The organism is Bryobacter aggregatus MPL3, assembly GCF_000702445.1.
In the GTDB taxonomy this organism is placed as follows: domain Bacteria; phylum Acidobacteriota; class Terriglobia; order Bryobacterales; family Bryobacteraceae; genus Bryobacter; species Bryobacter aggregatus.
Map to the genome: position 1 here is coordinate 3,035,524 of NZ_JNIF01000003.1, position 15,136 is coordinate 3,050,659.

The window sequence follows — 15,136 nt, forward strand, 5'->3', positions numbered from 1 at the left end:
AGACAGTGGCCGGGTACGCGCTTGAGCCGTACGACCTCTGTTTCAATCTTAGGCAAAACCAAAAACCCTGGTTGAGCACGTTGGAGTAATTTTATGGCCAAACTTTGTCCTGTCACCGGTAAAAAGCCAATCAGCGGTCACACCGTTTCGCACGCGAATAATAAGACGAAGCGTCGCTTCGAACCGAATCTGCACGTCAAGCGGATCTGGGTTGCCAGCGAGAAGAAGTTCATCCGCGTTCGCCTTTCTGCGAAAGCTCTCCGCACTATCGATAAAGTCGGCGTTGACTCCGTCCTCGCTCTTCTCAAGAAGGCTTAGTTTCAGGTCTCGAAAAGGAATCGATCATGCGCATCAATATCAAATTGGTCTCCACCGCCGGTACGGGCCACTACTACACAACCACCAAGAATCCTAAGAAGACCACCGAAAAGCTCACCAAGAAGAAGTTCGATCCGGTGATCCGCAAGCACGTCGACTACAAAGAATACAAGATCACCTAGTCTGGTCTTCTCACCGTTTTTCTGCCACGCCGCTCCTCACCGGGCGGCGTTTGCACGTTTGGGCAGCACTCTTTGCAACTCGCGGCGCAAGAGCACCACGAGTGTCCCGGCAATCACACCCAGATAAAGAAACCGAATCGCACTCACCCCAAACAGCATGCCGCTGTTCTCGGGCTTCATTTGGAACTTTGGCGCTCCGCGCAGCGCATCGAAATCGAGCGTCTGCTTTGTTGACAGGTAAGGCAGAAGATATGTTTTCCACTGCTGAAAGAATACGATCGCGGCTTCCCGGAATTCCGTATAGCGCGATAACCCGGATCCCGCCAGATCGTCCACCGCGAATTGGGTCACGGTGTAGGGAGAGAGCCAGGATCCGATCTGGCTCAGCTGCTCCATCCGGCGCACACTCGACTCAAAGGCCTCGACCTTGGGCCGGAGTTGTTCTTCCACCATCAGGCTCTTCAGGGCGATGAGTCTGGTGTTGCCAAGTGGTTGCGACCAGTCGATTGCGGGCGCTCCCTGGGATTGTAGAAATTGATCGACTACTGCCTGCTCTGGCAACTGGATCGTTTTGCTCAAATTCCTACGATCGATCGAAATCTCCAGCCGGCTCTGCGGGCGGGCTATGGCCGATCCAATGCTCTGTAGCAGGAAGGGCACTCCGATGACGCTGATCAGAAAAATACCTGTGTAGCGGATGGCTGCTCCGGCAAAGGAAGAGCCTCGCAGCAGGAGCCAGGCAAAGAGCAAGAGCCATCCCAACAAGTAGACGCTCACGATGGCGACCCAAAAAGAAAGGCGTCCCAACCTCTCGTTGGACCCGATCTGCATCCCGCTGGCGTACAAGCTGGCCAAGGTGCTGAGGATGATCACGCCGGAGAATACGCCGAGAGGCATCAAAATCCTCTCGATGCAGAAGTCGAACATGGAAACCTTGCCACTCAGCAGCTTCTCAATCGCGCCGCTGGCGAGGCACTGCCGATAGAGAAAGAAACAGATCGGAAGAATTGCAATCGGCAGGACCAGGAGGAAGACAAAGCTGAGGTCCACCCGTCCGTAGCGCCGCCGCGCCGGATGTTCGATCACATCGACATTGGTCAAGGGGCGCGTCGCCAAAAGCCGGATCAGATGCATGGACGGTGCCATTCCCACCAAGCCAGAACTCAGTTGCAGCAGCGCAGGCGGAGGAAGCGTGACCTCCACATAGACGGAGCCAGGGTCGGCGACCTGTGGTTCCTTCATGGAATACCGCTGCAATGTCGTCTCGGTCTGGCCAATGCCTGCGCTCACCGAGGAGGCAAAGACAATCAAAGCGACCAGCGCCACGAGCAACAAGCCTTGCAGCACGTAGGGCGTTCTCCCCAGGCGGCTACTTCCAAAAGCAATTGGCGAAGTCATACGGGGATCTCGATCTCCATTGTTTTCGATCGGTTTTCTTTTTGCTGCTTGGATAGGAAAAAGCCCGCTGCGGCCCAAAGCAGCAGGAACGCAGACGGGAGCAGGCTGGAGTTCAGGGCATGGGCTGGGCTTGGTAAGGACGGATGGACAAAAGGAAACTGCCGCCAGTATTCTGGGCCCCGAATGATCTTTTTCCCTTCCGGTCCACTGGACACCACGATGTCCTCATAAACTTTCCGCACCATGTTGTCCCAGTACAAATCGGCCTGGTTCAGTTGTTCCCGCTCACTGGCAAAGTCCGTTGCTGCCAGTGCGCTTGACGCGATCTGAATTCCAACCATCGGAGCGGCAAACGAAGTGAGCTGCTCAAATCGTTCCTGGCTGCGATATAGCTCATTCAATTCGCCAAGACGGCGAACGAAAACCTCGCGTTGGTGCCGCTCCTCTTTCTTCAGCAGGATTGCCGACAGATTGACGGGCAACTGGTCAATGCTCTTCACCTGATATTCGACCAACGCTTCTGCTATGAAACGGCGCTCGCGGTCCTTCCTCGTCTCGACGCCGTTGTAGCCGTTGGCTCGTTCAAATTCAATCTTCCGGGCCATCGCATCGATCGTCGGAAGCGGATACAGCGCTCCTGCCAGATTCGTGGTGGTCGGACGAGCCAGGGCTATATTGAATAACCAAAAACTAGCCAACACCAGCGTGGCCCGCGAAGTGTCCGGAATGTAACGATAGGCCAGCCAGCAGATACTGGCCGCCGCCAGCGCATAGAGCAGGTAGCACCCAAGCAGCAATAGCAGCCGGGTGGCTCCATTCAGCCCTAGCATCTTCCAGCTCAACATTGCGCTGAGGAGACAGGCAATCGCGAGTGCCGGTGCACAGCGCTCGAACAAAGCAATGAGCATTGCCGTCCAGCTCTCCGTGCTCCCGGCCGCAATGGCTTCCCGGCGTTGCCAGCAGAGCAGCAAGGCCAGCATCGGAATGGCGATCTGCGCAAGGATGGCGGCGGTTAGACCGATTTGCCGGCCTGCCGGCGCATAGTCGTACCCCACCTGATCCTGGATGCGGGCGAGTCTTCCCAGTTGCAACCACAGGGAGCTGCCCAACCAAGGACCATCTCCTGCATCAAAGCTGCTGAGCGGCGACGCCACGGCGGGCGCGTACACGGCTCCCATTAAGGTGTCGAGCGGAAATGCGGGCGGGTGGTCGGCCCAGAGACGCTGTGCTTCCCGGCCTGCGCGATCCGCCTCAGAGTGCAACTCCAGTCCCTGCCACCATTGCATTCCTACCAGCAAGATTGCCAAGGTTGGAAGGGCATATCGGACTCTTGAGAGAAAGCGTTGTAGCGATTGCTCGTTGCGATCCGTCATTAGGATTACAGTAGCTCATGAGCGCACCCGACGAAGGCGTGCCAAAATAAAGGCGACTAAGCTTACCCTGTGGCGATTCGACTTCAAATACCCGCTCGCGCGTTTCTCGTGCGCATTCTTCTTCATCCTGTCGGGCGCATCGTCCTGGCGTCACTCGCCTTTATTTTCATCGGCGGCCTGCTCTTTTTTGGCTTCCTGTACAACAAGTACTCGCGTGAAATTGACGAAAAACTGGCCGCTGGTCCCTTCCGCAACGCCTCCCGCATCTATGCCGCCCCGCATGTTCTAGCGCTCGGAGATCCTCTCGATCGCGAAGAACTCGTGGGCCAACTGCGGCGCAGTGGCTATAGCGATTCCAGCGGCAATCCGGTCGGCCATTATGTCCTGCGCGGCGACTCGATCGAGATCTATCCCGGTCCCGATTCTTTCTTTGCCCGCGATGGGGGCCTGGTCCGCATCGCCGATGGCAAGATATCGCAAATCGTCTCGCTGGTCGATAATAGCGTCCGCAACCAGTACCAGTTGGAGCCGGAACTGGTGACGAATATTTTCGACCGTTCCCGCCAAAAGCGCCGCATGGTCCGCTACGAGGATCTGCCCAAGACGCTCGTGAATGCGGTTACCAGTGTCGAAGACAAACGCTTCTTCAAACACTCTGGCTTTGATCCGATCCGCATTGTGAAGGCGCTCATGGTCGACATCTCGACCGGACGCCATGCCGAAGGAGCCTCCACGCTCAGCCAGCAATTGGCGCGTGGTTTCTTCCTCACTCCAGAGAAGACCTGGCGGCGCAAGATCAATGAAGCGTTGTACACGCTGATCCTCGAACAGAAGCTCACCAAAGAGCAGATCTTTGAGTACTATGCGAATTACGTTCCGTTGGGCTGGCGGGGTGGCTTCAATATTTTTGGCTTTGGCGAGGCCGCGCAAGCCTATCTGGGCAAGGATGTCCGAGACGTCACGCTGCCTGAGGCGGCCCTGCTCGCAGGGTTGATCCAGCGTCCGAGCGCAACCAATCCTTTTGTGTACCCGGAGAAGGCGAAGACCCGCCGCAATATCGTTCTCCGTCTGATGCGCGACAACGACTACATCGACGAACGGCTCTATGCGCCCGCCACGGCCACCGAAGTGCGCACCGTCCGCGGCAATGGCGACTCGGCCGATTCCTCCTATTTCGTCGATCTCGTCAACGATACCCTCACCCAGAAGTTTCCTTCGATCGATTTCCAGGATGGCGGCTACCGTGTCTTCACCTCGCTTGATGTCGATTTGCAACGCGACGCTGCCGATGCTGTACGCGCCGGGCTCAAGGAAGTCGACGAAGCGATCGCCCGCAGGCATAAGAATGACAAGGATGGCAAGCCCGCTACCGTCCAGGTGGCCCTGGTTGCTCTCGATCCGCGCAATGGCGAAATCAAGGCGCTGGTGGGCGGACGCAATTACGGGCTATCGCAATTGAACCGGGCCATGGCCAAACGCCAACCGGGTTCGATCTTCAAACCGCTGGTCTATGCGGCTGCCTTGAATACGGCTCTGTTTGACAGCGAGAAGGTCTTCACGCCCACCACCATGCTGGTGGACGAACCCACTACCTTCTATTACGATGGCCGCTCCTATGATCCCGGCAACTACCAGGAAAAATACTACGGAGCCGTCAGCCTGCGCACGGCCTTGATGAAGAGCCTGAACATCCCCACCATTAAGCTGGCCGAAGCCGTTGGCTATGGGGAAGTGGTGAAGCTCGCTCGCCGCGCGGGTTTGAATATGGAGGTCCGGGCGACGCCTTCCGTAGCGCTCGGCGCCTATGAGGTGACGCCGATCGAAATGGCGGGTGCCTATACGATGTTCCCCACCAACGGGATCGCTTCGCGGCCCAGTTGGGTGCGCACCATTCGCGACCGCTTTGGAGGCAACATTTTCGAGCAGAAGGTGGAGCGCCACGAAGTGCTCGATCCGCGTATTGATTACATCATGGTGAATCTCATGGAAGACGTGCTGCGCGCCGGTACCGGTGCTGGCGTCCGCACCCGAGGCTTTACCTTACCGGCGGGCGGCAAGACGGGCAGCAGCCGCGATGGCTGGTTTGCCGGCTTCACCTCAAAGCTGGTTTGCGTCGTCTGGGTTGGCTTTGATGACAATCGCGACATCAAGCTGACCGGCGGACAAACCGCACTGCCGATCTGGACCGAATTCATGAAGCGCGCCCACACCCACCGTGAGTATCGCAATGTCCATGGCTTTGAGGCGCCGCAAGGTGTGGTCTCGGCTGAGGTCGATGTGGCCACTGGCAAGCTGGGCGCAGGACGCACCGAGTATTATGTCGCTGGCACGCAGCCGGTTGAAGGAGTGAGCGGCCAGACGCAGGTCTTTGGCTGGGATCTGGAAGAGCCGAAAGCGGGCGTTTCGTCCCACCCTTCTTCTGCGGGCGGGGAAGGGCAGGTCTCTTCTGGGGGCCGCAGCGTGACGATCCGGAAGAAAGACGGAGAGACGGCTCGATCTGCTGAGGGCGATGCCGGACGCCGGGCAAAGCCGGGGGAGGAAGGGTCCCAGGACAAAAAGAGTATTTGGGGCAAGATCCGGTCGATATTCAAATAAATCGTTTTGGATTAGAATTTGAAGCAAGTGGAGGTGCCCGATGCGACTACGCACCCTGTTTGTTTCGACAATGGCTGTCTCGGCTCTGCTTGGCCAGCCTCACGCCAATAATTTCACCACCGCGTCGACTGCGACGCCTTCGTCTGTAGCGAATCCGATTCCGCCTCCAGAGAAAGCGGAACTCAGCCCCGAGATGCGGGGCGATATTTTCATGGCACGGAAGATGTTCCGTGAGGCGGTCGAGATGTACCAGCAGATGCCGGCAAACTCCCCGGTCACCTGGAACAAAGTGGGCATCGCTTACCACCAGCTGAGCCAGCTCGATTTGGCGCGCAAGCAGTATGAGCGATCGGTCAAGCTGAACCCGAAGTATGCGGAAGCAATCAACAACCTCGGCACGGTAGCGTATGCTCAGAAGAACTATCGTCGCGCAACCAATCACTATCGAAAAGCCCTTCTCTACGCCCCGAATTCGGCGAGCATCCACTCCAATCTGGGAACCGCACTGTTCGCCCGCAAGAAGTACGAATTGGCCTTCACCTCTTACCAGACCGCGCTGAGCCTCGATCCGAATGTGTTTGAAAATCGGGGATCGCAGGGGACCGTTCTGCAGGAGCGCAGTGTCGATGAGCGGGCCAAGTTCCACTATCATCTGGCCAAGCTTTATGCCAAGGGAGGGCAAAACGACCGGGCCATGCAGTACTTGCGGAAAGCGCTCGAGGAAGGTTTCTCCGAGCGGGATAAGATTGCGGGCGACGAAGCATTCCGGGCCATCAAGGATGAGCCCGAGTTTCAGACACTTCTGAAGTCGGAGTTCCGTGTCCTCTAGCAGCAAATCTTTCACAATTTATTCGATCCTCATTCTGGCGCTTGCCGGGTGTTCCCGGCAGGCGCCTTCTCCTGTCAATTCGCGTCTCGTGATTCAGGAGTTTGAGAATCAAGGGCCCGATCCCGCGCAGAACTGGATGGGGTCTCTCATTGCCTATGCAAGCGCCCAGCGCCTGGTGCAAGACCCCCGGCTGGCGGTCTCCGTCGTGCATGATGCGGAGGGCTGGCGCGAACTGGGGGCGGGCCGCCTCATCAGCGGAACGATTCGTCCGGCGGGCCAGGACTTTCTCATCGAAGCGCGTCTCACCGACACCGCCACTTCCAACATTCTTTCCAGCTTCACGGCAAAGGTGCCGGAATCCGGTTTGCTCCAGGTTTCCGCGCAAATGCTGGGCCGTATGCTGGACGCAAAGCTGACGGAGATTCCTGCTGATCTCGGCGCGTGGCGCGCCTTCATGCAAGCCCAGTCGCAGAAGACGCTCGATCCCTTTCTGGCGCTGCAGCAACGCTTCCCGGGCTTTGCTCCGGCCTATCCGGTGATCATCGATCAGCTCTTGCGTGCAGGGAGAACGGAAGAAGCGCAGGCGATGGCGGCGAAGCTCCCGTCCGATGCTGATCCGTTGACCAAGGCGCAAACCAGCCTTCTACTTGCGCCAGACGCCACGGCAAAGGTGGCGGCGGCAAAGAAGCTCCTCCCTTTGCGTCCCAGCGACTTGCGGCTCCGGGCAGAAATCGCAGCCACGGCGGCCAATCTTGGCGATTGGCCCACCGCGGTGGAAGAGTATCAGGAACTCTCCCGGCAGGAACCGAACAAACCCGATTGGTGGAACAGCCTCGGCTACGCTTACGCCAACCAGGGGCAAGTACCCGAAGCGGTCAAGGCCATGGAGCAGTATCGCCGTCTTGCTCCAAACGAAGCCAATCCGATCGATTCACTGGGTGAAATCTACTACATGAATCGTAACTTCAAAGAAGCGGCCCACTCCTTCCAGCAGGCGGCGCAACGTTTCCCGAACTTCCAAAACGGAGTGGAGTGGCGCAAGGCTGCTTTTGCAAATTTCTATGGCGGCGATGTGAAGGCGGCGGATCTTCTCTTTGACACCTGGTTGAAGCAGGTGTTTGCCAACGCTCCGAGCCACGCACAGTTCTTCCAGCGTGCCGTCTGGCTGGCTCGTACGGGCCGTTGGCCCCAAGCGCAGGCCTTACTGCAGACGGAGTCCAAGAAGAGCACTGGTGACCTCAAGGCGGCCCTTGATCTCTATCTGGAAATCCTGCGCTTCGGCGTTGATGGCGTGCGGCCCTCCCCGGCCACGCTGCAGGCGCTCAGCGCGCAGATCCGGGATCCGAATCTGCGCACCGAATTTTCGATCTTTGCCCTGCTCAGCCAGCCTGCTCCCAATGAAGCGGCTCTGGCCGCTCGTATCCAGGCGGCGATGCCGCAACCGCAACTGGTGAAGCTGCGTACCGAGATGCTGGCTGCCGCGCACCGGCTCTTTACTCCGGTCGATCCAACGAAGCCAAAAATCTTCCCTCTCCCCACAGGAATTGATACAGCTTTTCACGCAATGCTTTTGCGATTTGAGATCCCTGTGATACGATAGAAAAGTTGTCAGGCGGCCTTCTTTGAGGGTTCGTGCGCACCCGGACAGGTGGCCGAGCGGTCAATGGCAACAGACTGTAAATCTGTCGGAGTTTACCTCCTACGAAGGTTCAAATCCTTCCCTGTCCACCATTGATTCTTTCAATGCGCCACTCGTCCTGATACAGTAGTGCAAGCGGGCTGATGTAGCTCAGATGGTAGAGCGCGTCCTTGGTAAGGACGAGGTCACCGGTTCAATCCCGGTCATCAGCTCCAGATTTTTTTCCCCGCTTGATTTTCAGGATCAAAAACTCCACTCTGGTTTAGTTAAGGCGTTAGCAACATGGCGAAAGAGAAATTTGACCGTAGCAAGCCGCACGTCAACATTGGCACGATTGGGCACATCGACCACGGCAAGACGACGTTAACGGCAGCGATCACGAAGGTGTTGTCCAGGCACAACCCGAAGAACACATTCCGGAGCTTCGACTCGATCGACAACGCGCCGGAAGAAAAGGCTCGTGGTATCACAATTGCCGCTTCGCACGTGGAGTATGAGACGCCGAATCGTCACTACGCTCACGTGGACTGCCCCGGCCACGCCGACTACATCAAGAACATGATCACCGGTGCGGCGCAGATGGACGGAGCGATCCTCGTCGTTGCCGCCACCGACGGCCCGATGCCCCAGACCCGCGAGCACATCCTGCTGGCCCGTCAGGTGGGTGTGCCCTACATCGTCGTTGCTCTGAACAAGACCGACATGGTGGAAGACGCCGAGCTGCTCGAGCTGGTGGAGATGGAAGTGCGTGAGTTGCTCTCGAGCTACCAGTTCCCTGGCGACGATCTGCCGGTGGTGCGTGTGTCCGCTTTGGGGGCGCTGAATGGCGAGCCGCAGTGGGAAGCAAAAATTGACGACCTGATGGCGCAGGTGGATGCGTATGTTCCGATTCCGGAGCGCGCCATCGACAAGCCGTTCATCATGCCGATCGAAGACATTTTCTCGATCCAGGGCCGTGGCACGGTAGTGACTGGCCGTATCGAAAAGGGCATCGTCAAGGTGGGTGAGGAATGCGAAATCGTCGGCTTTACGGCGACGCGCAAGACCACGGTGACGGGTGTGGAAATGTTCAAGAAGTTGCTGGACGAAGGTCGCGCGGGCGACAACGTCGGGCTCTTGTTGCGCGGCATTGAAAAGAACGACGTGGAACGCGGTCAGGTGATTGCGAAGCCGGGTTCGATCAAGGGCTATAAGAAGTTCAAGGGCGAAGTGTATGTCCTGAGCAAGGAAGAAGGCGGACGTCACACTCCGTTCTTCAACGGGTATCGTCCTCAGTTCTACTTCCGTACGACGGACGTGACGGGTGTGGCGCACTTGCCGGAAGGCACCGAGATGGTGATGCCTGGCGATAACGTGCAGATGACGATCGACCTGATCACGCCGGTTGCGATGGATAAGGGTTTGCGCTTCGCCATCCGCGAAGGCGGCCGCACTGTCGGCGCCGGTACTGTGTCGGAAATCATCGAGTAGGGTCGCGAGTTTCTCGCGCTTGTTGTGGGGACCGGAAGCCGGGAGGCGATGCCCATCCGGTTTTCGGTCCCCCAGTTGTTTTATACTGTTGATTGGTTCCAATAGGGGCATAGGCTAACGGTAAACCTGCGGTCTCCAAAACCGCCTTTGGGGGTTCGAATCCCTCTGCCCCTGCCAAATCTTCCTCTACTCCCGGAAAGTTGAAAATGGCGACTGAAAACGCAATGGAAAAGGCCAGCTCCTGGCCGCAGAACGTAAAAGACTATTTTGAAGATCTCCAGAAGGAGATGCGTCTGGTCACTTGGCCCAGCCGTAAGCAAGTCATCGCCACTACTACCGTCGTCGTCGCCAGCGTCTTTCTTTTCGCAGCTTACTTCGCAGTGATTGACCAGCTCTTCGTCCGGGCTGTGAGCCAGGTTTTTAAGATGAGCGCGAAATAGCGCCGCGAGGTCATCCATGCCCGACTTTGACGAGATCGACGAAAACCAAGTGGCTCCTGATGATGTAGTGCCAGGGGTTGAAGAAGCTGCGCAAACAGAACATGCAGAGCATGAGGACTTAGTTCCGGCTGGTGAGTCTCAAGAAGATTCCCATCCGAATATGAACTGGTTCATCATTCATACTTATTCGGGTTTTGAAAATAAAGTTGCTGAATCCTTGAAGAGCCGTGCTGAGGCTTTCGGATTCGATCACCGTCTCGGCCAGATCCTGATTCCCAAGGAACAGGTTGTCGAGATGAAGAACGGTAAAAAAGTTACCAGTGAGCGCATGCTCTATCCGGGTTACGTGATGATCCAGATGGAGATGGATGACCAGCTCTGGCACGAAGTCAAAAATACCCCTCGTGTGACAGGCTTTGTGGGTGGCGGCAATACTCCGGTTCCCCTCACTGCAGACGAAGTCAATAAAGTTCTGTTCCGGCAGGCCCGTCCGGGTGATGCTCCCCGCCCGAAGGTCAATTACGAAAAGAACGAAACGGTGCGTATCGTCGATGGCCCGTTCAACAATTTCTCCGGCAAGGTCGACGAAGTCAATACCGAGCGCAACACGCTGCGCGTCATGGTTACGATCTTCGGCCGCTCCACCCCTGTCGAACTCGATTTCTTACAAGTAGAGAAGGTATAAGCAAATGGCAAAGAAAGTTACTGGCTCAGTAAAGCTTCAAATCCCCGCTGGCAAAGCAACTCCCGCCCCTCCGGTCGGTACGGCTCTTGGTCCGCAAGGCGTCAACATCATGGAATTCTGCAAGGCCTTCAATGCGAAGACCTCTGCTCCTGATATGGCTGGCCTCATCATCCCTGTTGTCATCACCATCTTCTCTGACCGTAGCTTCACCTTCATCACCAAGACCCCGCCAGTGCCGGTTCTGATCAAGAAGGCTGTTGGCATCACCAGTGGCTCGAAGGAACCCAATCGGAACAAGGTTGGCAAAATCACCATGAAGCAGGTGGAGGAAATTGCCAAAACGAAGATGCCCGATCTCAACAGCTTCGATCTCGAAGGTGTGATCAATCAGGTGAAGGGTACGGCTCGCTCCATGGGTGTTGACGTAGTTTAATCCCTGTAGGGCTTACTTTATATTTTTAATATTGATACGATGCGTAGCGCATGTCGCTACGCATCTTTGCTTTGGGCCTCATTTTCTCCCTTGCCTCTCTACTCGCACAGCAGACCACTGCCACACTAACGGGTACTGTCACAGACTCGACAGGTGCTACGGTCCCCGGTGCGGTGGTTAAAGTCGTCAGTAGCAGTACTAACGCGATTCGCGATACTCGTACCGACGAATCTGGCAACTATAATCTTCCATTTCTACCGTCTGGCGATTACGCCGTAACGCTTTCTTCCAAGGGCTTCCAGACCCAGTCCGTCACCGGCTTGAACCTACAGGTGGGACAAACTCTGCGCCAGGATTTCCAGCTCAAAATCGGTGATGTCACCGAAACCGTTTCGGTCGCTGCCAGCAGTGCGATCCTGCAAACGGACAACGCCGTGGTGGGCACGGTCATCGATGCCGCCAAAGTATCGGATCTGCCCCTCAACGGCAGAAACTTTGTCCAGTTAGCGCAACTGATTCCCGGTGTCCAGGCGGGAACTCCCGGCTCGATCACAGTACGCCGCGGCCGCGGCTCGATCGGTCAAACCTCTTCTGCCTATGGAGAAACAGCGATGTCGGCAAACGGACAGCGCGATACCGCCAATCGTTTCTTCCTCGATGGCATCGAGATCATGGACTATGACGCGATGAGTTACAGTTTCTCGCCTTCCGTCGACTCTCTCAGTGAGTTCAAGGTGGAAACTTCCACTTACGGAGCTGAAGCGGGCGGGGCACCGGGTGGCTATGTGAACATCATCTCCAAACGTGGTTCAAACCAATTGCATGGCACTCTCTGGGAGTTCAACCGCAATAACGCGCTGACGCAGAGTTACGATGCGATTGCCAATAAAGATGTCACTCCGCCGCGGCTGAATCGCAATCAGTTTGGCGCCAATGTCGGTGGTCCTGTGTTTCTTCCTAAGCTCTATCGCGGCATTGACAAGACCTTCTTCTTTTTCAACTGGGAGCAGGGAAGGCTGCTGCAGGCCACCACCCCGGGTCTGCGCATCGTGCCGCCGACTGCTTATCGCAACGGAGATTTCAGCCAGCTCACGAATGCGCGTACCGGCGAGAAGATTATCCTGCGGGATCCGATGGGCGTCGGCCCTTTTCCGAACAACCAGATTCCGTCGAGCCTCTTAAGTCCGCAGGCGAAAGCGTTCTTGCCGTTTACGCCCAATCCGAACACCAGCCAGGGTGCGTTCAACTTTATCTCCGCGACACCCAGCGCGCTCTCGCGGCAGAAGAACTTCCTGGTTCGTGGGGATCATAACTTCTCGCCGAAAGACTCGATCTATCTGCGTTATGCCTGGAACGATACCTTTGAAGCGGGAATCCCTTTCTGGGGCAATGACCAGCGCGACAACCTGGGCAGCGTTCGCACCTGGGGCGGTGGCTATGTCCACACCTTCTCTCCCACCCTGGTCAACGATTTCAAAGGCGGTACGCACAGCTTTGCCGAGTTTGAAAACTTCGGAACTTCCAATAAGCCGGAGTTCGACATTGCGGGCAAGATGGGCTTGCCTCTGGTCTCTCGCCGGCCCTTTGAGTACGGACCTCCTTCCATCTCCATCAGCGGCAATGATGGCGGCTTCTCGGTGTTTGATCTCCAACGCCAGATCGGCCCGCGCCAACGTTCCAACTCCATCACGCAGTTTGCGGACATTCTGAGTTGGCAGCATGGGAAGCACTTCCTCAAAGCGGGCATCGATCTTGCGATTCGCGAAGTCACCTTCGATCAGGCTCGCGCTGCCCGTGGCGCTTTCGGCTTTGATGGAACGTATACGGGCGCGGCGATGGCAGACTTCATGCTTGGCTATGTCAAAACGTCCAGCATCAATCCAACTCCGACGGCCACCCGTCTAAAAAACCTCTGGCAGAGTTATTTCTTCAGCGACGACTGGCGTCCCACCTCACGTCTCACGGTCAACGTCGGTCTCCGTTACGACTACTTTGGCAAGTACACCCAGGCCGACGACAAGTTCGTTAATATCGGGCAGAACGGCATGATCGTGACGGATCTGATCACCCCGCAGAACTCGAAGTATGGCCGCGGTCTCATCCGTCCCGATAAGAATAACTGGGGCCCACGTTTCGGCTTTGCCTACCGTCCCACCTTCGCTGATGAAATGGTGATCCGTGGCGGTTACGGACTCTACTACACGCCGCAGATCTCAAACGCCATCTTCGCCATGGCCGAGGGTGCGCAAGCGACTTCGGGCGCTGCTCTGATCGGCAGCACCTCCACGACGCCCAACATCTTCTTCAACAATCCTTTCGCGCTCGCGCAAACCTCTGGGGCTTTGAACTTTGCCGTATCAAACGATCCGGAAATGCGAGACAGCTACATCCAGCAATGGAATCTGAACATCCAGAAGAAGGTCTTTGCGAACATCGTGATCGATGCCGGTTATGTCGGTTCGAAGGGCACACGCTTACTGGTCACCTTCGGCGATATGAACCGTCCGATCGAGGTGGTGGATCCGCGGACCCCTGGACTTGCTTCGCTCAATTCCCGCCGTCCGGACCAACTGTTCCAGCGCGCCGTCACAGGAGATAAGTCCATCGGAAATTCGATCTATCACGCGCTCCAAGTGAAGGCCGAGCGCCGCCTGGCAAAGGGGGCCACGTTTCTGGCCGCCTACACCTGGTCCCATGCCATCTCCGGCCCGTCCGATATCGGTGGGCAAGTGGGCGGTGGAAACTTCATCGGTGCTCCTCAGGACATCTTCAATCTCCGGAATGACCGTTCCACCTCCGGCTTTGACCTGCGGCACCGTTTTGTGAATACGATCCTCTATGAGCTGCCCTTCTTCAAAAATTCGAAAGGCATTGCACGTTCGCTCCTGGGGGGGTGGAATCTCAGCACGATCATGACGTTCCAGGGCGGCTATCCGGCTCCTGTCAGCGCCAACATTGATACGACGGGCACGGGAATCAACTCGCGTCCTGATCAGGTGGCCGGACAGAACGGCAATCTGGCCGGGGGAGACCGCACTTGGGCCAAGTGGATCAATACCAACGCCTTCCTGGCTGCCGATCCGGTGCGCAACCCCACAGCCTACGGCCGCTTCGGAACCTCACCGCGTACCGATGCGGTGCGGCTGCCGGGCATTACGAACTTTGACTTCTCAGTGAACAAGCAATTCCGTCTGGGGGAAACGCGCCGCCTGGAGTTCCGGACGGAGATCTTCAATTTGTTCAACAACTACAATCCAGACCCGGGCACTCTCGATCTCAACGTTCGTTCGGCCACCTTCGGCTCGATTGGCGGCGGCGTGCAAGGGATCACCACCCGCGTCATCCAACTCGGCGCGAAGCTGTACTTTTAAGCGACGGCTTTCGCCATCAAAACAGGAGGCGCCCGCCAGTGGGCGCCTCTTGTTTTAAGCACTCAAAAAAAAATCAGGAACTCGGTTTAATTTATAGATTATAGATTTTTATGAGCTGAGGCGTACATTTTCGGATCTGGCCACGTGACGCAGTTCCAATCGGGGGCTCTCGGTTCGGCCGACTCGATCAACTTCTCGGGCCAGTTCAGCGACTCGGCCTTAAGACCCGATGCAGCCTGAAAACAGACACTGTTCACCAAGACTACTTCGGGGACCGACCGTCTACGCAATATCCTTTATGCACCTGGCTTCCAGAACTGGAATCTTTCGGCATGCAAGAACTTCAGAATCGGTGAGAGCCTGCACGTTCAGTTGGTGGCCTGGACCGCAATCCCAACAACGG

Annotated in this window: 12 protein-coding genes and 3 tRNA genes; 13 read left to right on the forward strand and 2 right to left on the reverse strand. The window is 56.8% G+C overall.

Translation table 11 applies throughout. The features are described from left to right. Window positions 1-93: 93 nt before the first annotated feature. A complete protein-coding gene (gene rpmB, locus M017_RS0114235; protein ID WP_031498748.1) occupies window positions 94-318 on the forward strand; it encodes a 50S ribosomal protein L28 in 225 nt (74 codons plus the stop codon). Between the two features lie 26 nt (window positions 319-344). After that, complete coding sequence (rpmG, locus tag M017_RS0114240) at window positions 345-500, forward strand: 50S ribosomal protein L33 (RefSeq protein ID WP_031498750.1); 156 nt, start codon at window positions 345-347, stop codon at window positions 498-500. Between the two features lie 36 nt (window positions 501-536). Here the strand turns inward: rpmG and M017_RS0114245 are convergent, their stop codons facing one another. Both M017_RS0114245 and M017_RS0114250 read right to left on the reverse strand, forming a co-directional pair. Continuing rightward, the gene (locus tag M017_RS0114245) at window positions 537-1,898 is read right to left on the reverse strand and encodes a DUF3526 domain-containing protein (RefSeq protein ID WP_031498752.1); all 1,362 of its coding nucleotides are present in this window, start codon (window positions 1,896-1,898) and stop codon (window positions 537-539) included. After that, the gene (locus M017_RS0114250; protein WP_162179928.1) at window positions 1,895-3,205 is read right to left on the reverse strand and encodes a DUF3526 domain-containing protein; all 1,311 of its coding nucleotides are present in this window, start codon (window positions 3,203-3,205) and stop codon (window positions 1,895-1,897) included. Before M017_RS0114250 ends, M017_RS0114245 begins: the two co-directional genes overlap by 4 nt. Before the next feature lie 174 nt (window positions 3,206-3,379). On the opposite strand from M017_RS0114250, the gene M017_RS0114255 reads away from it, so the two are divergent. The 11 genes from M017_RS0114255 (at window position 3,380) to M017_RS0114305 (ending at window position 14,733) form a co-directional block, all read left to right on the forward strand. Further along, a complete protein-coding gene (locus M017_RS0114255) occupies window positions 3,380-5,866 on the forward strand; it encodes a PBP1A family penicillin-binding protein (protein WP_238325896.1) in 2,487 nt (828 codons plus the stop codon). Between the two features lie 40 nt (window positions 5,867-5,906). Beyond that, window positions 5,907-6,695: a tetratricopeptide repeat protein gene (locus M017_RS0114260; RefSeq protein WP_031498756.1), complete on the forward strand. Its 789-nt coding sequence runs from the start codon at window positions 5,907-5,909 to the stop codon at window positions 6,693-6,695. Continuing rightward, the gene (locus M017_RS0114265) at window positions 6,685-8,295 is read left to right on the forward strand and encodes a tetratricopeptide repeat protein (protein WP_031498758.1); all 1,611 of its coding nucleotides are present in this window, start codon (window positions 6,685-6,687) and stop codon (window positions 8,293-8,295) included. The genes M017_RS0114260 and M017_RS0114265 overlap by 11 nt, the downstream gene beginning before the upstream one ends. A gap of 42 nt (window positions 8,296-8,337) precedes the next feature. Continuing rightward, a tRNA-Tyr gene (locus M017_RS0114270) sits at window positions 8,338-8,426 on the forward strand. Between the two features lie 47 nt (window positions 8,427-8,473). Then, window positions 8,474-8,549: transfer RNA gene (locus tag M017_RS0114275), tRNA-Thr, on the forward strand. A gap of 67 nt (window positions 8,550-8,616) precedes the next feature. Continuing rightward, window positions 8,617-9,804, forward strand: a complete 1,188-nt coding sequence (tuf, locus tag M017_RS0114280) for an elongation factor Tu (RefSeq protein WP_031497870.1) — start codon at window positions 8,617-8,619, stop codon at window positions 9,802-9,804. Window positions 9,805-9,907: 103 nt separating this feature from the next. Beyond that, window positions 9,908-9,981, forward strand: a tRNA-Trp gene (locus tag M017_RS0114285). A gap of 29 nt (window positions 9,982-10,010) precedes the next feature. Continuing rightward, a complete protein-coding gene (secE, locus tag M017_RS0114290; RefSeq protein WP_031498759.1) occupies window positions 10,011-10,244 on the forward strand; it encodes a preprotein translocase subunit SecE in 234 nt (77 codons plus the stop codon). A gap of 16 nt (window positions 10,245-10,260) precedes the next feature. After that, window positions 10,261-10,929: a transcription termination/antitermination protein NusG gene (gene nusG, locus M017_RS0114295; protein ID WP_031498761.1), complete on the forward strand. Its 669-nt coding sequence runs from the start codon at window positions 10,261-10,263 to the stop codon at window positions 10,927-10,929. Between the two features lie 4 nt (window positions 10,930-10,933). Next, a complete protein-coding gene (gene rplK, locus M017_RS0114300) occupies window positions 10,934-11,362 on the forward strand; it encodes a 50S ribosomal protein L11 (protein WP_031498762.1) in 429 nt (142 codons plus the stop codon). A gap of 50 nt (window positions 11,363-11,412) precedes the next feature. Then, window positions 11,413-14,733, forward strand: coding sequence for a carboxypeptidase-like regulatory domain-containing protein (locus M017_RS0114305; protein WP_051670085.1), 3,321 nt, complete (start codon window positions 11,413-11,415; stop codon window positions 14,731-14,733). Window positions 14,734-15,136: the final 403 nt, after the last annotated feature.